The following is an 18,807-nucleotide window of genomic DNA, read 5'->3' as shown; positions in this document are numbered from 1 at the left end:
ATTACGTACAATCTACAAGCTGATTATTTTTACTTGCTGTAGTATTTGAGCGCGTACTCAATCTCATTTCGATAGTACGCTCATAACAAGTATTCTGGGCAGGATATATTTTAATTGTGTTGGTAGCCTGTTTTCTCTTCGAGCTCAGGTGCAAAACTAAAGTTTGCATATGTTTTAGGTTCTATTTGACTCATGGTTATTACTACATTTTCAAATAATTGCATGAGTTGGAGTTTATCTGCGTCTTGAGTCATATTGCTGATTTGGGCGCGAGCATCATGAAAGCTTGGCCAATCAAAGAGAGGTTTTTCTATATCAAAATAATGGTTGAAGAGATCGGTTGCTTGTTTGTGTAGCGAGTCTAATTGTGTAATTAATGGTCCGTAATGAGCAATATCATTTGTAAAATTAAAAAAGTAATTAAGTTTAGGATGAAAAGTAGAGACAGGTGTGAACGCATTTTTGTGAAAACGCTCCATCAATTCAATTTTTTTGCTGTCCAACGGCATTGATTTAATGGAGTGATAAACATCCATAAAAAAAACAAAATCAAAGGAAAGTTGTTGCCCCAAATATTGGGTTTTGTTTAGGTAATAAGTTTTTGCAGCTTCCTCTAAACGCTGTAAATTATGTAGAATCATTAAGTACATCAGTGTTTACTCATTATTAATCATGGTTGCTTATTGTATTGTTTTTTTTTATTTTAATCAACTTGCCCAATTTAAAGTCTCATTTTCAGGGCATTATTCTTGATTAAGCGACTATAGAGTAACTAATTGATAAAAAAACGTTTTTTTAGGGTATTTTAAAAAATACTGCATAATAAAAAGGGAAATAGTTATTGATTTATCTCATTCAATAACTATATTTAATATATTAAGTTACACGACATTTTATGATAGGGCGTATTGTTAACTAAGGAGGGCATTAACATGAAAAGCTCCAATGAGAAACACGAATATACTCCTAGAGATCATCTTGAAGCAGCTGCTAGCCAATTATTGACCGAAGGGAAAAAACGGGTAAATCAACTGTATGAGGATGGGGTATCTAAGGCTAATGAAGTGGAAGACAATGTCAAAGAGTACTCTGATCGTTTGGCAAAGAAAATACAGGATAATCCATTGACCTCTGTGTTAATCGCTGGCGGAATCGGCTACTTATTATCGCGGCTAATGAAAAAGTAATGGAAGCTTTAAAACAGTTAGAAGCTCTAGTTGCTGCAAAAGTATCTGTTATTAAAACAGCCTGGTCTTTAATGCGTCTTGAGGCAAAACTAGCTGGGCTCAGCGTTTTTCCTTTATTACTGAACATATGCATGCTGTTTGTGGTGTTAATTACACTATGGTTAACTGCAATGTTCTTAGTAGGGTATTTAGCGTTTTGGGCTTCTAATCGTTTTCTGTTATCCATTTCCCTGGTTTTATTACTCAACATAGGATTTTTACTTGGATTGCTTAAGTATTTATCTTTTAACTTAAAATGTATGAGTTTTCCTAAGACACGAGAATATTTTTCCGAAAAGAGTGTAGAACATGAACAACTCGAGAAAGCAGATACTAGCACAAATTGCGCAGATGGACAGGATGTTACTGTCTCAGAAAAATGAAGTGGCTGGGCATCAAGCGTATTTTGCAAAAAGCAAGGTAACACGTTGCCACATAGCTACTTTGCTCTTGCTTGTTTCTGCTTTTTTTATAGGGTGGAAAGCGGCACGAAAGCAATGGAGTGGCAAGATAATGCAACAAGTAGTTGAAGTCGGAACATTGGCTTTGCTTAACTCATTTAAAAAAACATTGGTTGCCTTGTTTAGGCAATGAGTTGTTATTAATTAATTTTTTCTATAAGTAGGAACCAGTAAATAATCCATTAAAAAATTAGGAATGCGTTGTTCTAACCAACCTTGTCTTTTCTCGGCGATAAATCCTACATGACCTCCATATTGACTCAATTCTAAGAGAATATCAGGAGATAATTCCTTGGACGTTGGAAGGATGTCAGATGTCATAAAAGGATCATCTTGAGCATGAATAATTAGCGTAGGGGTTTGGATTTGAGGGAGATACTGTCGTGAACTGGATTTTTGATAGTACTCATCTACGCTGGCAAACCCATGCAATGGGGCGGTGACTTGTTCATCAAATTCATATAGGGATTTGATTGAATAAAGCCTCTGTTTTGAAAGTGGTAATTGGTCATTTACAACATCCAACTTTTGTAAAAAAACCGTGCGCAATTTTTCTAACAAATGGTTTTGATACACGCGAGAAAATCCTTTATTTATTTTCTGAACCACGTTTTTTAGTTGGAACGGCACCGAAACTGCAACGGCAGCATCAATTAGAGATTGAGAGCCTGTTTCGCCTAACCATTTAAGGAGTACATTGCCACCCAAAGAGATACCTACCACTGCTTTTTTGGTTGTAGGATCCCTAAGTTTCATTGTATTGAGCAAAAAAGCTAAATCAGCGGTATCACCTCCGTGATAAAAACGTGGCAGGCGATTCGGTTCTCTACTTGCCCCACGAAAGTTCATCAAAACAACGCGATAACCTGATTCATTGAATGCATCGAATAAGGTTGCAACATAAGCAGAGTTCTCGCTGCCACCTAATCCATGTAAAAGAATAATTAAAGGCGCATCATTTTTTAATCCATTAGTTCGCCAGGCTAAATCAATAAAATCACCATCAGGCAACTCAAGTCGTTCATAGGCGTCGACAATGGCATTTGTACGATGAGTTAGCGTTCGATACAGAGTTTGGCCATGCATATTGGTGAGCCACCATGCGGGCTTAAATTCACTATGAATGATCATACTCTAGTTCCTATAGTTGAGACTTATTTAATCTCTTTAGTATTACTTTGGCCTCTAAGTATAAAATAATACTAAATGGAAATAAATGCGAACTGATAAGTTGTACTTTAGATCTGGTTTTCATTGCTAAAGAGGGGCATCTGCATTTAAATTATCTCTTTTCAGTCTGTTTTACAGACCCTAGATTCAATGAAATTACGTGATTACGGTTAATTGAGATGATGTTTCCATCGTTACGGGAGGGGTGATGCAAGTCAAGGCGGCAGTAGCTTATGAGGCTGGAAAGCCATTAGCAATTGAAATGGTTGAATTAGAAGGGCCTAAAAAGGGTGAGGTACTTGTTGAAATTAAAGCTACAGGTGTTTGCCATACGGATGCGTTTACTTTATCTGGTGATGATCCTGAAGGTCTTTTCCCAGCGATTTTAGGACATGAAGGTGCGGGTGTTATTGTCGATGTAGGGGCGGGGGTTACTTCCGTTAAGCCAGGTGATCATGTGATCCCTTTGTATACTCCTGAATGCCGTCAATGTGAATATTGCCTTTCCCAGAAAACCAACCTTTGCCAATCAATTCGCACAACACAAGGTCAAGGGCTAATGCCTGATGGAACGAGTCGTTTCAGTCTTAATGGCAAAAAAATATTCCATTATATGGGGACATCAACGTTTGCCAATTATATTGTCTTACCTGAAATTGCTGTGGCTAAAATACGCGAAGATGCTCCCTTTGAGAAAGTCTGTTACATCGGCTGTGGTGTGACTACAGGTATTGGGGCTGTTATTTACACTGCAAAAGTGACTCCTGGATCTCGGGTTGTTGTTTTCGGTTTGGGAGGTATTGGGCTTAATGTGATCCAAGGTGCACGCATGGTTGGTGCAGAGCAGATTGTAGGGGTCGACCTTAATCCTCAGCGCCGGGCTTTGGCAGAAAAAATGGGCATGACGGATTTTGTTAATCCTTTAGAGCTCGGCAATGATTTAGTACCCCATCTTGTTGAGTTGACTAAGGGAGGGGCTGATTACAGTTTTGAGTGTGTAGGGAATGTAACGCTGATGCGCCAGGCACTGGAGTGCTGCCATAAAGGTTGGGGCGTTTGCACTGTGATTGGGGTTGCTGGAGCAGGACAGGAGATTTCTACGAGACCATTCCAACTGGTTACAGGCAGGGTATGGAAGGGCTCGGCATTTGGTGGGGCACGTGGGCGCACTGATGTACCTAAAATTGTTGATTGGTATATGCAAGGGAAAATTAATGTAGATGATTTAATTACCCATGTTCTTCCTGTTGAAGAGATTAATCAGGCTTTTGATTTAATGAGCCAAGGGCAATCAATCCGTACAGTGCTCACGTTTTAAAGTGTGTTTGGGGGAGTAAATTAAATGACTATCGAACTTATTGAAGAACATTATTGCTTTGGTGGTATTCAACGGGTCTATACCCATCACTCCGATTCGACCCATTGTACGATGCGTTTTGGTCTTTTTTTACCACCTCAAGCACAGAAACAAAGTGTGCCTGTATTGTATTGGCTTTCTGGGCTAACCTGTACAGAGCAAAATTTTATTACTAAAGCTGGTGCACAAAGAGTTGCTGCTCAATTAGGTATTGCGCTGGTTGTTCCCGATACTAGCCCACGAGGAGTTCATGTGCCAGGTGATCAGGAGCATTATGATTTTGGTATTGGCGCCGGATTTTATGTAGATGCCACACAAGCTCCATGGTCAAAACACTATCAGATGGCAACTTATGTACATGAGGAGTTACCTGGCCTGTTGCAACAACAGTTCCCGCTGAATCATCAAGCCTGCGGAATCTTCGGCCATTCAATGGGAGGGCATGGCGCGCTTACTCTCGCATTGAAATATCCTAAGCAATATCATTCGGTCTCTGCATTCGCACCTATTTGTGCTCCATCTCAATGTCCATGGGGACAAAAGGCGCTCACAGGTTACTTGGGTAACAATAAAAATCAATGGAAAGAGTATGATGCGTGCGAACTGATCATAGATAGAGGATGGCCGCACCAACACATTTTAATTGATCAGGGGAAGCAGGATCCTTTTGTAAAGGAGCAACTCAAACCCGAATTATTTCAGGAAGCTTGCTTGAAGGCAGGGGTTGAGCTGAAACTGCGTATGCATGAGCATTATGATCATAGCTATTATTTTATCACGAGCTTTATCGAAGAGCATTTAATGTTTCATGCGTCACGATTACATGCAAACAATAATTAAAAATGAACGCATAATTCGTCTATAATTAGGGGTAGAAATCATGGACGGAGAAAAAAATGAATAAAAGAGCACCTTTAACTGTTGCCGGAATTATTCTTGCTTTAGCTGCCGTACTCCATGTTTTACGTATTATTTATCATTGGAAAGTATCTGTAGCAGGCCACAATTTTTCAATGACAGCCAGTATTATTGCGTTGATTATTACAGCGATTCTCGCACTATGGATGTTTGTTGCGGCGATCAAGAAATAAAGTATGTATAATGGTTTTATTTTTAGATTCTTTGTTAAAGAGTCATGAGCTGATTTAGGATAAACTAAAAATAAAACCTATGAAAATGAATCATCTATTAAAAGTAATTCTGGCCAGTGCTTCCCCAAGACGCTTGCAAATTTTGCAAGAGCATGGGCTGTCTGCAGTTGTTATGCCAGCCAATATTGAAGAAATTCAACAAAAAAACGAAGAAGCCAAAGGATATGTCACGCGACTTGCCAGGGAAAAAGCACAAGCTATTTTATCACAAGTTGAAACAGGTTCAGCGGATTTAATTCTGGCAGCAGATACTACCGTGGCTTATCAGAATCATATTTTAGAAAAACCTCGCGACCATGAAGATGCATATAGAATGCTGTGCATGTTAAGTGGTGGCTCGCATGAGGTCTACACTGGCTATGCTCTAGTTTTTTTACCCGAGCAAAAATGGTGGATTGATTGTGTGACAACCCATATTACGTTTCATACGCTTACAGAGCAGCAAATACAAAATTATATTGATTCAGGTGATCCCTTTGATAAAGCGGGAGGATATGGCATTCAGAATGTGTATGATACGTTTGTTAAAGAAATAAAAGGCTCATATTACAATGTGATGGGGTTGCCCATAGAAGACATTTTGCAAAAAATGTCTTCTTAGATGAGCGGTCGTTCATACTTTTGGGGTACGCATACGTTCACGTCGAAGTGCGTTGTTGAAATCAGTTTATTTTTTTCCATAATCTATGCACTGTGCTCGCGATTCTTGCAAAAACAATCGATAACATGATCATTAACCAAACCTACTGCTTGCATGTGGGCATACATAATTGTTGAGCCGACAAAACTCATCCCTCTTTTTTTCAAGTCTTTGGATAAGGCGTCAGATTCAGCTGTACGTGCTGGGACTTCTTGAAGTGTTTTGGGATGATTTATTTTGGGACTTCCATTTACAAATTGCCAAATGTAGTTATCAAAAGAACCAAATTCTTGGGCGATCTGCAGAAATACTATGGCATTCTTGCGTGCTGAAAAAACTTTAAGACGATTACGAATAATCCCGGAATCATGAAGCAAGTTGTTTAATTCTTCATCGCTCATTTTTGCCACAGCATGAGGATCAAACTGTTTGAATGCCTTGCGGTATGCTTCACGCCGTTTGAGTATGGTTTCCCAACTCAAACCTGCTTGTGCCCCTTCAAGTATGAGCATTTCAAAGTGTTTTTGATCATCGTGTACGGGAATGCCCCATTCCTTGTCATGATATTCTTCATAATAAGGTTTGCCAGTCCCAACCCAAGCGCAGCGTTTCATAATGAGCAACTATCTCCTATAAATTTTTATCCATGAATTTGCTTAATCATAGCGTTTTTAAGGGGTAAAGACTATTTAAATCCCGTTTTATTCAGGTAAATCGCCTCTTTTCGAGTAGTGTTTGCCTTAGAAACACTGGCTTCGTCTTGTATTTGTTCAGGAATGGCTTAAAATTCACTACATACAATCATATTATATTTAGAGAACTTCATGTCCGATTTTTATCAGGATTTTAATACACGACGCACCTTTGCAATTATCTCTCATCCTGACGCAGGTAAAACAACTGTAACCGAAAAATTACTTTTGTTCGGAGGTGCAATTCAATTGGCTGGAACTGTAAAAGGACGTAAAGCCGATCGGCATGCGACCTCAGACTGGATGGAAATGGAAAAAGAGCGTGGTATTTCTATTACTACTTCGGTAATGCAGTTTGTACATAATCAACATGTCATGAATTTGTTAGATACCCCAGGACACGAGGACTTTTCTGAGGATACGTATCGTACTTTGACGGCAGTAGATTCTGCCTTGATGGTTATTGACGTCGCTAAAGGGGTTGAGGATAGAACAGTTAAATTGATGGAAGTCTGTCGTTTGCGCGATACACCGATTATGACTTTTATTAATAAGCTGGATCGTGAAGGCCGTGAGCCTATTGATTTGCTGGATGAGGTTGAATCTGTGTTAGGGATTCAATGTGCTCCGGTTACTTGGCCTGTAGGTATGGGCAAACGTTTTAAAGGCATTTATCATCGCTATGAAGATATCGTTTATCTATATCAACCTGGAAAAAATGCACAAAAACAAGAAGCAATGCAAATTAAAGGCTTGGATAATCCTCAGCTGGATGAAATATTGGGCGAAAGCGCCCAAGAGTTGCGTGAAGAAATTGAATTAGTAAAGGGGGCTTCTCATGAGTTCAATTTGGAAGCTTATTTAGCAGGTAAAATGACACCAGTCTATTTTGGTTCTGCGATTAATAACTTTGGTATTAAAGAATTATTGGATGATTACGTACGCTATGCTCCAGGTCCACAACCGCGGACAGCCCAAGAGCGTATCGTATCTTCTGATGAAAATGCGTTCAGCGGATTTGTGTTTAAAATCCAGGCTAATATGGATCCCAAGCATAGGGATAGAATTGCTTTTTTACGAATTTGCTCCGGAGCTTATAGAAAAGGAATGAAGCTCAATCACCTACGTATTGGTAAAGAAGTGCAAATTGCGAATGCATTAACTTTTATGGCGGGTGATCGCTCACATACAGAGGTTGCTTTACCTGGTGATATTATTGGTTTACATAATCATGGAACCATTCGCATAGGTGATACCTTTACTCAAGGAGAGCAATTAAAATTCACTGGTATTCCTAATTTTGCCCCTGAGCTGTTTCGGTTGGTGCGTCTAAAAGATCCTTTAAAGAGTAAGGCGTTATTAAAAGGTTTGATTGAATTATCTGAAGAGGGTGCAACACAAGTATTTCGACCATTAAATAGCAACCAGTTAATCCTGGGAGCAGTGGGTGTGTTGCAATTTGACGTGGTAGCTCATCGCTTAAAACATGAATATAAAGTGGATTGTATTTATGAAACAGTGAATGTCGCTTGTGCACGTTGGGTTTACTCTGATGATGATAAGGCAATGAGTGAGTTTCGAACCAAAGCACATGATTATTTGGCTTTAGATGGAAGCGATGCTTTGATGTATCTTGCTCCAACGCGTGTTAATTTAACAATGGCTGAAGAGCGTTATCCTAAAATTAAGTTTCATGCGACAAGAGAACATTAGAGTTTATTGTAGCCCGGGTTCCGCTTTGCTGCACCCAGGCTACAATATAATTAAATGATTATGCGGTACAAATTGCTTTAACTGTATGTTGACCAAAATTTGTGATTTCAACTTTTGCACCAGATTCGGCACTTATCTTCAGATTTTCACCTGGATGGACGGTGATTCGTAAAGAATCTCCAGCTGACAAACTGACGTCATTAACCTTTCCTTTTTTAGCTAATGCTGTAACTACAAATTCATCGCTTTCGTCTTCTGTAGCGATCTTGCAATTGGCTTCTACTGGCCAAAATAGGTAGTTAAGAAATATTTGCGGATCATTACTCGGCAATTCATATTCAATAGTGACTCCTCGTTGGAGTAAATGACTTTCTGTAGAATACGCGTTTGTACTTAAAGATGCAGCGACGCACAACAAGCCAAGTCCAAGTTTTCGTAGCATTATATAACTCCGTAACAGTAAAACGAGCTAAGATACCCTTATTTCATAGGTATGGCAAACGAATATTCGTAGATTGAATAGTAGAATTATAGGGCTGGATATCGAGTGGAATCTTGGTTTATGTACGTAAACGTATGCGTGTCCGTGAACGTCCCCGAAAAAGTGGTCTCAGCTAATATAAACATTAGCTAGAGGCATACAGGAGTTTTTCGGGCACGCATATGTTGCCATGTTCAAATAGCAGATATATCTACTATAATGCCTCCAAAGCCTTTGCAATCGATTCGGTCATTGCTTTAGCATCACCAAAAAGCATGTATGTATTATCATGATAAAACAAATCGTTTTCGACTCCTGCATAGCCTGGAGCCATACTTCGTTTAACAAATAATACATTTCTTGCTTTCTCTACTTCCAAGACTGGCATGCCATAAATTGGCGAACTCGGATCCGTTTTTGCTGCGGGATTGGTTATATCATTCGCTCCAATAACATACGCTACATCACAGCTTGCAAAGTCTCGGTTAATTTCACTTTGTTCAAAAACTCTATCATAAGGAATATTGGCTTCAGCAAGTAACACATTCATATGCCCAGGCATACGACCAGCAACAGGGTGGATTGCAAAACGAACTTTGATATTGCGGTGTTCTAGGGCATCAACCAATTCTTTAACAGCATGTTGCGCATGCGCTACGGCCATGCCATATCCAGGCACAATGATTACGTCTTTTGCATTATTTAAGAGGAATGCAGCATCTTCACCATTACCTTGTCGTACTGTGCGCGATTCATTGGTTGCATTAGCCTGCGAATGGCTCCCTGATGATTGGATGCCGCCAAAAATCACATTAAAAATAGAACGATTCATTCCAACGCACATAATGTAACTCAGAATGGCTCCACTCGCACCTACTAAAGCTCCTGTAATCACCAGTAAATGGTTGCTGAGTGTAAATCCAATACCTGCTGCGGCCCATCCTGAGTACGAGTTCAGCATGGATATAACCACAGGCATGTCTGCGCCACCAATAGGAATAATGAGTAATACACCCAGTAAAAAGGCTATCCCAGCCATTACACTAAACAGTGTGAGTGTTTGATTCATTAAAAACAAGACAAATAAAATGAGGATGACTAATGCTGCAATTAGGTTAATCTTATTATGACCCATGAGTTTAATGGGGACTCCTGACATAATGCCTTGCAATTTGAGAAAAGCAATGACTGAGCCTGAAAAAGTGATGGCTCCGATAATTAAACCAAGACTCATTTCGACGAGGCTTGCTTTGGCAATTGCTCCTGGATCGCCAATATGAAAAGAAGTAGGGGATAGGAACGCACAAAAAGCAACTAAAACTGCGGCCATCCCCACTAATGAGTGGAATGCTGCGACAAGTTGCGGTATGGCTGTCATATTAATTTTGTAGGCAATGTAGGTTCCTATGATACCCCCTGCGATGATTAAACCAATAAGTAGGGGCTGATGATATGTTGTCGGCATCATCAAGGTCGAACCTACTGCAAGGATCATCCCGGCAATTCCTAAAAGATTTCCCCTGCGTGCTGATGCAGGACTAGCTAGACCTTTTAGCGCTAATATAAAACACACAGCTGATAATAAATAAAATAAAGGAACCAGAGTTGTCATAAAAAATCATCCTTATTTTTTATACATACGTAACATACGTTGGGTTACAACAAATCCACCAAAAATATTAATTGAGGTAATAAATATTGCTAGACCCCCAATCCAGGTGATCTTCCCTGTGAGCTGGCTACCCGCCGCAATAAGTGCCCCTAAAACGATAATACTTGATATGGCGTTGGTCACCGACATTAACGGGGTATGTAGTGCTGGAGTGACTTTCCAAACCACATAATATCCAACAAAGCAGGCCAAAACAAAAATGGTCAGTATGGCAATGTATGGATTTCCGAGAGAGTTCATCTCATGCATTTTGCGTCTCCTTTTTTACCTGGAACGGTAGGTATTGATTCTGATGACAAAGTACTGCCTGCTGAATAATTTCATCGTTGGGGTTTAATGTAATTTCGGGTGGGTTCTGGGCCAATAGATTAATTAAATGTACTAGATTATTGGCATAAAGCTCACTTGCAGTAGCTGGCACTAGTCCTGCCATGTTACTTACACCAATGATGGTTATTTCCCCATGTTTTACTGTTTTATCAACAACACTGACTTCACAATTTCCACCGCGGGAGGTTGCAAGATCAACGACAATCGAACCGGGTTTCATTTGCGCTACAGTTTTTTGGTATAATAATATAGGTGCTTTTCTACCAGGGATTAAGGCTGTGGAAATAATGATGTCGGCTAGTTTAGCGTATTGATCAATAAGTTCTGCTTGAAGTTTTTTATATTCTTCACTCATTTCAGAGGCATACCCGCCTTTAGTTTCATTGTCTTGATCCTGACTTACTTCAATAAATTCTGCGCCTAAACTTTCAACTTGTTCTTTTGCTGCACGGCGTACGTCGAATGCATAAACTACGGCACCTAAACGTTTGGCTGTAGCTATGGCCTGTAACCCTGCGACTCCAGCACCGAGAACAAGCACTTTAGCCGGTTGAATCATTCCTGCAGCTGTCATCATCATAGGAATTGCTCGATGAAATTGGGAACATGCTTCTAAGACCGCTCTATAACCTGCTAAGTTTGCTTGTGAGGATAGACTATCCATGCTTTGGGCACGACTGATGCGCGGTATAAGGTTCATTGAAACCAGTGTAATTTGATTTTCTTTACACCAGGTAATTAATTTGCTTTCTGGCTCATTATCGATATGACCTATGACCAAAGCGCCTTGAGATAAACCCTCTAGATCTTTGGGATCAGGTTCATTAATGCAAAGCAGGATGTTGGCTTTTTCCAATATGTTATTTTTATTCTGAATCGATACACCAACGTGCTCATAATCTTGATCTCTAAAACTTGCAGCGAGTCCTGCATTTTTTTCTATAGCGACTTCAAAATCTGACTTGATAAAGTGTTTTGCCGAGTTAGGCGTGATAGCTACTCGAGTTTCATTACCTGGTGCTAGTAGGGTTGCAATCATCATGGGGTAAATCCTTTTTACCTAAATATTTCATTATCCTATTGTAATTTAGACTGATTTTCTATAGTGGAAGTTAGATTTTGACAAATCTAGTATGGATGTTTTTTGTAACTAAGTAGGTGGATTGCTTGGTTTACTTTGTTCTTCCTGCAAACTGTCTACCTCGATAGCCAATGCAATTTGATTGGCGCATGACTCTAGAAGCTGTATTTTTTCAGGTGTCATGTAATCACCATTCTTAGTAGGTTGGACTCTCAAAACGCCCATTGTCCCGCGGGCGCCAAGTAACGGTATAAACAATGCATTAGAAAATGAGAGCGTATCAGTTCCTGAGCCTGCTTTTTGTCCTAGTTCAAATACCCACTGGGCAATGCTGTATTCTTTTTCATCTAATTCTTGATGTGATTGTGCTCTGGCGCGCACGACAAGGCGCTCATTCTTGGGTAAGAGCGCGATAATTTCACAGTGAAAAATTTCTGAAATAAAATTGACTCCCGTTCTTAGTAGTCTGACTATTCCCCGCGTTCTTGATAACCTGCGACTTAAGGTATATAAGACGGATGTTTGGTATTCTGCAAGACGCGCAATTTCTGATTGGCGGCGGGTGACTAAAGTTAATTGGCAGATAATTAGTGCCATAATGAACATCATAAGTAAAGTGAAGAAATAATCGGATTGTGCGATTAAAAAACTGTAGTAAGGCGGAATAAACCAATAATCATAAATAAAAATGCTGAGAAAAATTCCTAAAATTGCAGGTCCTGTAAGGCCTAATAAGGCAATACAAATCATTCCTATTAAATAAACTAGGGTTATACTGGTTTCGTTGACCAGAGGATAAATGAAATAGTTAACCAATGTCGTGACGGCGACAATGCTGGTTGATAAAAGATAGTAGAACCAAGACGTCTGTGGTTTGAGAGGCGATTTTTCTCTTGATCTTTTTGATGCCATAGTTATGGTATACACATCAATTTCACCGCTATAGCGTAAAATTTCATCGGCCAAACTACGAAAGAAAAAATTTTTCCAGCGTGTACGAATTTGCTTGCAGATCATAATTAGGGTGACATTTTGCTCACGAGCAAAATTGATAATTTCTTTAACAAGGTCATAAGCCATTAAAATATGGGTTTCGGCACCTAGCTGTTCTGCAAAAAATAAATTCCTTATGGCTTGGTTTCGTTGCGTTATGGATAATTGAGTTCGAGTAGAATCAACATATACTGCAATCCAATCGGCTTGTAGGCTGGTTGCCATCCTTTTGGCAGCGCGAATCAATTTATGTGATTCGGGCCCTGGGCCAACGCAAACAAGTATTTTTTCCATGATGGGCCAGATGTGTTTAATACCTTGGCCTTGCCTGTATAAAAGCACCTGTGTATTAACTCGTTTTGCTAAAGTACGTAATGCCAATTCACGTAGCGCCATCAAGTTACCTTTGCGAAAATAAAACTCTGCTGCGAGGCGTGCTTGTTTGGGAACGTAGACCTTCCCTTCGGACAGGCGCTTTAATAAATCTTCTGGGGCTAGGTCGACTAACTCAATTGTATTGGCTCGTTCTATCATAGCGTCAGGAACAGTTTCCTGAACAGGGGCGTGAATGATTTGGGAGACATCATCATTGAGGCTTTCTATATGTTGCACATTAAGGGTTGTACACACATCAATTCCACGGTCCAATAATTCTTTAATGTCTTGCCAGCGCTTTTTATGGCGGACACCACTCACATTGGTATGGGCCATTTCATCCATGAGAATTAATCCCGGATTTCTTTTCAGGGCAGCATTCAGATCAAACTCTTGTATTTGTTTTCCGTGATAATCAATCGTTACTTTAGGCAAGACGACAAAGTTTTTAAGTATTTCTTCAATTTCAATTCGTCCATGTGATTCGACGATACCTACTACAATGTCTAATCCTTTAGCCTGTTCTTGCATTGCTTCAAGTAGCATGGAGTGCGTTTTTCCTACTCCTGGTGCGGCACCAAGATAAATTTTGAATTTGCCACGTTGTTTTTGCTGTTCCTCTTCTATAACCTGTTGTAATAATGCATTGGGATCCGGGCGATTATCAGTCATTTAGTAGTCCTTATATGATCTAGAGCTAAATTAAGCTCCAACACATTGATTCGAGGTTCTCCTAAAAGATGCAAGGTACGTTTTTTTATGAATTGATTGACTAATACTTGAATTTCTTGTTCTGAAATATTGCGTGCTTTGGCAATACGAGGTATTTGATAAAAGGCTGCGAGCGGGCTTATTTCAGGGTCCAACCCACTACCAGATGCAGTGACTAAATCCACTGGGGTTAAGTGCTTGGTCGTTTCATTTTGATTTGCTGCAGTGTATTGCTGAAGTTTAGTGAGTCGTTTTTTTACGGTATCCAAAAACTCTGGATTGGAAGGACCCATATTTGAACCTGAAGAACTCATTGCATTATAGGGAAATGGGGTAGTGGCCGAAGGCCTTCCCCAAAAATAATTAGGTGCATCAAAGTATTGTCCAATAAGTGCAGAGCCAATCGGTTTGCCATGGTGCTGTAACAAACTGCCATTTGCTTGATAAGGGAAAAATATTTGTGCTAACACAGTAACAAGTGCAGGATAGATTATGCCTGTCAGAAGTGAAAAGAGTAGTAGGAAGATTAAGGCTGTTTTGATTTGTTTTAGGGCATCTATAATCATTTTTTTATCCTATCAGACCCAACATTGTTAAGAGCATATCAATCAGTTTAATGCCAATAAATGGAACGATTAATCCACCTATCCCATAGATAATTACGTTTTTTCTAAGGAGTTGGGCTGCAGGAAGCCGTCGGTATTTTACTCCATGTAAGGCTAACGGGATGAGAAAAACAATAATTACTGCATTAAAGATTACGGCGGAAAGTACCGCAGTTTGTGGCGTATTAAGATGCATGATATTGAGGACATTCAGTGCGGGATAAGTACCTGCAAATGCAGCAGGTAATATAGCAAAATATTTAGCAATATCATTGGCAATACTAAATGTCGTTAGAGAGCCGCGTGTCATGAGTAATTGTTTACCAATTTCAACTACTTCAATTAATTTAGTAGGATTGGAATCCAGATCGACCAAATTGCCAGCTTCTTTTGCGGCTTGTGTTCCTGAATTCATGGCTACTGCAACATCAGCTTGTGCAAGTGCTGGCGCGTCATTGGTCCCATCACCAGTCATTGCTACTAAATGACCTTGGGCTTGTAAGTCACGAATCAATTTAAGTTTATCTTCGGGCTTTGCATTGGCAAGAAAATCATCTACACCGGCTTCACCGGCAATTGAGGCGGCGGTTAGAGGGTTATCACCGGTTACCATGATGGTTTTAATCCCCATTTGTCTTAATTGCGCAAATCGCTCACGAATTCCGCCTTTGACGATGTCTTTAAGGCGAACAATGCCTAGTACTTTTTTGCCCTCTGCAACAACTAGTGCTGTTCCTCCTTGGCGCGAAATAATTTCAACATTAGTTTTTACATTTTTAGGAACGTGACCTCCTAACTCAGTGATGTATTCTTCGATGGCCTCGGATGAACCTTTGCGAATTTGCCGAGTTCCAAGATTTGCACCACTCATACGTGTTTGTGCCGTGAAGGGAATAAATGTTGCATTCAACCGTGCAAGTGCTCTGCCGCGTAACTTATATTTTCTTTTAGCAAGAATAACAATACTTCGACCTTCGGGAGTTTCATCAGCAAGAGAGGCTAATTGAGCTGCGTCGGCTAAAGCTGTGACATCAACTCCTTCTGCTGGAATAAATTCGGTGGCTTGTCGGTTACCTAAGGTAATTGTTCCTGTTTTATCAAGTAATAAAACGTCAACATCACCTGCGGCCTCAACTGCGCGCCCAGATAGGGCGATGACATTGGCTTGAATCATGCGATCCATGCCGGAAATACCAATTGCGGAAAGTAGTCCGCCAATCGTTGTTGGTGCTAAACACACAAAAAGTGCAACAAGTATCGTGATTGAAATTGCTGATCCCGATTTCGTGATAGCTACACTGAAAATTGAAAAAGAAAGTAGGGTGCTACAGACTACCAAGAACACGATAGTTAATGCGGCAAGTAAAATTGTTAATGCCAGCTCATTTGGCGTTTTTTGTCTTTTTGCGCCCTCTACTAGGGCAATCATTCGATCTAAGAACGTTTCACCTGGATTAGAAGTAATGCGGATGATAAGCCAATCGGAGATAATTTGAGTGCCTCCAGTTACCGCACTTCGATCTCCGCCACTTTCACGAATTACCGGGGCGCTTTCGCCGGTGATGGCACTTTCATTAACCGAAGCAATCCCTTCAATAATCTCACCATCACTAGGAATGAAATCGCCAGCTTCAACCAAAACCAAATCCCCTGCACGTAATTGCACTGATGGAATGATAGTGAATTTTGCACTTTTAGATGCCTTTGCCAACTTTTTAGCTTGAATTTCTCGTCGTGCTCGACGTAGCTCTTGTGCTTGAGCTTTGCCACGACCCTCTGCCATGGCTTCTGCAAAATTAGCAAATATAAGTGTAAACCACAGCCATAAACTAATCGCTAGAATAAACAAAGGTGACGCATCTCCATCTCCTAGCAGCGCTTGTATAAAAAGTGCCGTAGTGATAATTGAACTCACATAAACGGTGAACATGACCGGGTTTTTTATTTGGAGGCGAGGGGTTAATTTTAAAAATGCATCGAGCAGGGCATTTCTAATAATGCTAAAATCCCAAAGAGAATGTGATTTAGTACCCATTGTTCCTCCAAAGCATCAAATGCTCCACAATTGGGCCAAGAGCCAGAGATGGTACAAAGGATAATGCACTGATAACAATAACAATACAGACTAATAAGGTGATAAACAGTGGTCTATGAGTGACCAATGTACCCAAACTGTTAGGAATCCGTTTTTTTCTAACGAGCGAACCTGCAATTGCGAGTGCGGGAATAGCAAGCCAATATCGACCAATCAGCATCAGTACGCCTCCGACAATATTGTAAAAAGGAGTATCGGCATTTAATCCGGCAAAAGCACTGCCGTTATTATTTGTCATAGAGGTAAATGCATAAAGTATTTCTGTAAAACCGTGTGCACCTGGATTGGCAATAGAATTGGTCCCAGAGGTTGTTACCGACGCGTAAGCCGTTACGATGAGGACAACTAAAGGCATAATTAACACGGCAATTGAGGCCATTTTCATTTCATAAGGTTCAATTTTTTTACCTAAATATTCAGGTGTTCTACCCACCATAAGTCCTGCAACAAACACCGTGAGAATAACCATCATTAACATTCCATATAGCCCAGAGCCAACGCCTCCAAAGCTGACTTCGCCCAGGTGCATCATCCATAAGGGAAACAAGCCACCTAAAGGCGTAAATGAATCAAGCATGGAGTTGACTGAGCCGTTGGAAGCTGCTGTTGTAGCTGTTGCCCAAATTGCTGAATTGACAATACCAAAACGCGTCTCTTTACCTTCCATATTGCCCGCGGGATAAAGCTGGGATTGGGCTATGGTATCAATTCCCATTTGTTGAAATGCGGGATTGCCTGCTTGTTCCACTATAACCTCAAGTATTAAGCATGGAGCAAAAAGAATGGACATAGCGATTAATATTGCCCAGCCTTGTCTTTTATCATGAACCATGGTGCCAAACGTAAAACAAAAAGCAGCTGGAATGAGCAAGATTGCTGCCATTTCCAGAAAATTGGTCAATGGAGTCGGATTTTCAAATGGATGGGCGGAGTTTGTATTGAAAAAACCACCTCCATTAGTACCTAGTTGCTTAATGGCAATTTGCGAGGCTACCGGTCCCATAGGAATGACTTGTTCCGTTACTTTTATGGGGGTTGTTTCAGGCTTGCCTTGACTATCTAATACTGTTTTACCTGTTGTATCAGTGACAGGTTGTTGATAGCTAAAGGCCTGTATCAGGTTTATTTTCTGATACGGTTTAAAATTTTGAATGACCCCTTGAGCGCATAGGATAAGTGAAAAAATGAAAGACAAAGGCAATAAAATATAAAGTATTCCACGCACCATATCCACCCAGAAATTTCCCAGGCCCTCGCTTTCATGTTTTATGAGGCCACGTATTAATGCAACGAGTAATGACATGCCCGTTGCTGCAGAAATAAAGTTTTGTACGGTGAGTGCAAACATTTGCGTAAAATAACTCATTGTTGTTTCGCCACCATAGGTTTGCCAATTGGTATTGGTGGCAAAGCTTACTGCAGTATTAAAGGCTGAATCAGGAGATGGGGAGGTGAATTCTTGTGGATTTAGTGGAAGATAGAATTGGACACGTTGTACGAGATAAACGAGCAGCAAACCTGCTAGGTTAACAAAGAGCATGGCCGCTAAATAGGTTTTCCATCCCATTTCTTCTTGAGTATGAATCCCACAAAGCTTGTAGATGAGACGTTCAAAAGGTTTTAAAACAGCATCTAAAATACAAGGACGACCTTGATACACTTGCGACATGTACCAACCCAATGGTTTGACAAGGAGTAATAAAAAGAACAAGTAAAAGACAATTTGTAGAAAAGCAGGTTTTGTCATAAGGGATCCATTCCCATGTTAAAATTAAATCCATGCGTTTAGAATAACTCTGGTTTGAATAATACTATTAACAAATAGATTAACAAACAAAAAGCAATTATTCCGCAGGTTAAGTACAAGCTCATGACTCACTCCTTGATAAAGAATCAAAGAATTGGATTAGCCGCAAAGACAAGCTAAAAAAGACTAGAACAAGAAAGATTAATAAAATATCCATGTGCACGAAAGTCCATTATAAAGCGTGTATTTAATTATAATTCAGGTTTAACTGTTTGATTATAGTGGTTATACATAAAAAAGGACAATG

At 40.0% G+C, this 18,807-nt stretch carries 20 protein-coding genes; 8 read left to right on the top strand and 12 right to left on the bottom strand.

The features are described from left to right. Positions 1 to 110: 110 nt before the first annotated feature. On the bottom strand, positions 111 to 650 hold the full coding sequence (locus BGO44_RS12990; RefSeq protein ID WP_273197229.1) for a hypothetical protein: 540 nt from the start codon (positions 648 to 650) through the stop codon (positions 111 to 113). 282 nt (positions 651 to 932) lie between these two features. Here BGO44_RS12990 and BGO44_RS12985 point away from each other — a divergent pair, with 282 nt between their 5' ends. The 3 genes from BGO44_RS12985 to BGO44_RS12975 are packed head-to-tail and all read left to right on the top strand — an operon-like array spanning position 933 to position 1,820. Then, positions 933 to 1,187 carry a hypothetical protein gene (locus tag BGO44_RS12985; protein ID WP_058509461.1) on the top strand — a complete coding sequence of 85 codons (255 nt, stop codon included), beginning with the start codon at positions 933 to 935 and terminating at the stop codon, positions 1,185 to 1,187. Further along, positions 1,187 to 1,609, top strand: a complete 423-nt coding sequence (locus BGO44_RS12980) for a hypothetical protein (protein ID WP_058509462.1) — start codon at positions 1,187 to 1,189, stop codon at positions 1,607 to 1,609. Before BGO44_RS12985 ends, BGO44_RS12980 begins: the two co-directional genes overlap by 1 nt. Beyond that, positions 1,587 to 1,820: a hypothetical protein gene (locus tag BGO44_RS12975; RefSeq protein ID WP_237760403.1), complete on the top strand. Its 234-nt coding sequence runs from the start codon at positions 1,587 to 1,589 to the stop codon at positions 1,818 to 1,820. Before BGO44_RS12980 ends, BGO44_RS12975 begins: the two co-directional genes overlap by 23 nt. 11 nt (positions 1,821 to 1,831) lie before the next feature. Here the strand turns inward: BGO44_RS12975 and BGO44_RS12970 are convergent, their stop codons facing one another. Next, on the bottom strand, positions 1,832 to 2,818 hold the full coding sequence (locus tag BGO44_RS12970; protein ID WP_273197226.1) for a hydrolase: 987 nt from the start codon (positions 2,816 to 2,818) through the stop codon (positions 1,832 to 1,834). Between the two features lie 247 nt (positions 2,819 to 3,065). Here BGO44_RS12970 and BGO44_RS12965 point away from each other — a divergent pair, with 247 nt between their 5' ends. From BGO44_RS12965 to BGO44_RS12950, 4 genes are all read left to right on the top strand, one after another. Then, positions 3,066 to 4,175, top strand: a complete 1,110-nt coding sequence (locus tag BGO44_RS12965; RefSeq protein ID WP_058509465.1) for an S-(hydroxymethyl)glutathione dehydrogenase/class III alcohol dehydrogenase — start codon at positions 3,066 to 3,068, stop codon at positions 4,173 to 4,175. Positions 4,176 to 4,199: 24 nt separating this feature from the next. Then, positions 4,200 to 5,054, top strand: a complete 855-nt coding sequence (gene fghA, locus BGO44_RS12960) for an S-formylglutathione hydrolase (protein WP_416338559.1) — start codon at positions 4,200 to 4,202, stop codon at positions 5,052 to 5,054. Positions 5,055 to 5,110: 56 nt separating this feature from the next. Continuing rightward, the gene (locus tag BGO44_RS12955) at positions 5,111 to 5,305 is read left to right on the top strand and encodes a hypothetical protein (protein WP_058509467.1); all 195 of its coding nucleotides are present in this window, start codon (positions 5,111 to 5,113) and stop codon (positions 5,303 to 5,305) included. Positions 5,306 to 5,384: 79 nt separating this feature from the next. After that, complete coding sequence (locus BGO44_RS12950; RefSeq protein ID WP_058509468.1) at positions 5,385 to 5,966, top strand: Maf family protein; 582 nt, start codon at positions 5,385 to 5,387, stop codon at positions 5,964 to 5,966. A gap of 83 nt (positions 5,967 to 6,049) precedes the next feature. Here BGO44_RS12950 and BGO44_RS12945 read toward each other — a convergent pair whose 3' ends face one another. After that, positions 6,050 to 6,619: a DNA-3-methyladenine glycosylase I gene (locus BGO44_RS12945; RefSeq protein WP_273197224.1), complete on the bottom strand. Its 570-nt coding sequence runs from the start codon at positions 6,617 to 6,619 to the stop codon at positions 6,050 to 6,052. A 210-nt stretch (positions 6,620 to 6,829) separates the two neighbouring features. Between BGO44_RS12945 and BGO44_RS12940 the strand changes: the two genes are divergently transcribed. After that, positions 6,830 to 8,410: a peptide chain release factor 3 gene (locus tag BGO44_RS12940; RefSeq protein WP_058509470.1), complete on the top strand. Its 1,581-nt coding sequence runs from the start codon at positions 6,830 to 6,832 to the stop codon at positions 8,408 to 8,410. 58 nt (positions 8,411 to 8,468) lie between these two features. Here BGO44_RS12940 and BGO44_RS12935 read toward each other — a convergent pair whose 3' ends face one another. The 9 genes from BGO44_RS12935 to BGO44_RS18615 form a co-directional block, all read right to left on the bottom strand. Next, the gene (locus tag BGO44_RS12935; RefSeq protein WP_273197220.1) at positions 8,469 to 8,852 is read right to left on the bottom strand and encodes a hypothetical protein; all 384 of its coding nucleotides are present in this window, start codon (positions 8,850 to 8,852) and stop codon (positions 8,469 to 8,471) included. A gap of 253 nt (positions 8,853 to 9,105) precedes the next feature. Further along, positions 9,106 to 10,503, bottom strand: coding sequence for an NAD(P)(+) transhydrogenase (Re/Si-specific) subunit beta (locus BGO44_RS12930; protein ID WP_058509472.1), 1,398 nt, complete (start codon positions 10,501 to 10,503; stop codon positions 9,106 to 9,108). A 12-nt stretch (positions 10,504 to 10,515) separates the two neighbouring features. Then, positions 10,516 to 10,812, bottom strand: a complete 297-nt coding sequence (locus BGO44_RS12925) for a proton-translocating transhydrogenase family protein (protein ID WP_058509473.1) — start codon at positions 10,810 to 10,812, stop codon at positions 10,516 to 10,518. Continuing rightward, positions 10,805 to 11,935 carry a Re/Si-specific NAD(P)(+) transhydrogenase subunit alpha gene (locus BGO44_RS12920; RefSeq protein ID WP_273197218.1) on the bottom strand — a complete coding sequence of 377 codons (1,131 nt, stop codon included), beginning with the start codon at positions 11,933 to 11,935 and terminating at the stop codon, positions 10,805 to 10,807. The genes BGO44_RS12925 and BGO44_RS12920 overlap by 8 nt, the downstream gene beginning before the upstream one ends. A 108-nt stretch (positions 11,936 to 12,043) precedes the next feature. Continuing rightward, the gene (locus BGO44_RS12915) at positions 12,044 to 14,014 is read right to left on the bottom strand and encodes a DUF4118 domain-containing protein (protein WP_058509475.1); all 1,971 of its coding nucleotides are present in this window, start codon (positions 14,012 to 14,014) and stop codon (positions 12,044 to 12,046) included. Further along, complete coding sequence (kdpC, locus tag BGO44_RS12910; RefSeq protein ID WP_273197215.1) at positions 14,011 to 14,619, bottom strand: potassium-transporting ATPase subunit KdpC; 609 nt, start codon at positions 14,617 to 14,619, stop codon at positions 14,011 to 14,013. The genes BGO44_RS12915 and kdpC overlap by 4 nt, the downstream gene beginning before the upstream one ends. 4 nt (positions 14,620 to 14,623) lie before the next feature. After that, a complete protein-coding gene (gene kdpB / locus BGO44_RS12905; RefSeq protein ID WP_273197212.1) occupies positions 14,624 to 16,693 on the bottom strand; it encodes a potassium-transporting ATPase subunit KdpB in 2,070 nt (689 codons plus the stop codon). Beyond that, positions 16,683 to 18,500 carry a potassium-transporting ATPase subunit KdpA gene (gene kdpA / locus BGO44_RS12900; RefSeq protein ID WP_273197209.1) on the bottom strand — a complete coding sequence of 606 codons (1,818 nt, stop codon included), beginning with the start codon at positions 18,498 to 18,500 and terminating at the stop codon, positions 16,683 to 16,685. The genes kdpB and kdpA overlap by 11 nt, the downstream gene beginning before the upstream one ends. 38 nt (positions 18,501 to 18,538) lie before the next feature. Next, a complete protein-coding gene (locus BGO44_RS18615; RefSeq protein ID WP_083503892.1) occupies positions 18,539 to 18,625 on the bottom strand; it encodes a potassium-transporting ATPase subunit F in 87 nt (28 codons plus the stop codon). Positions 18,626 to 18,807 lie beyond the last annotated feature (182 nt).

Origin of the sequence: Legionella sp. 39-23 (assembly GCF_001897665.1) — a bacterium.
GTDB classification, from domain to species: Bacteria; Pseudomonadota; Gammaproteobacteria; order Legionellales; family Legionellaceae; genus Legionella; species Legionella steelei.
This window is presented reverse-complemented; position numbering and strand designations above follow the sequence as displayed.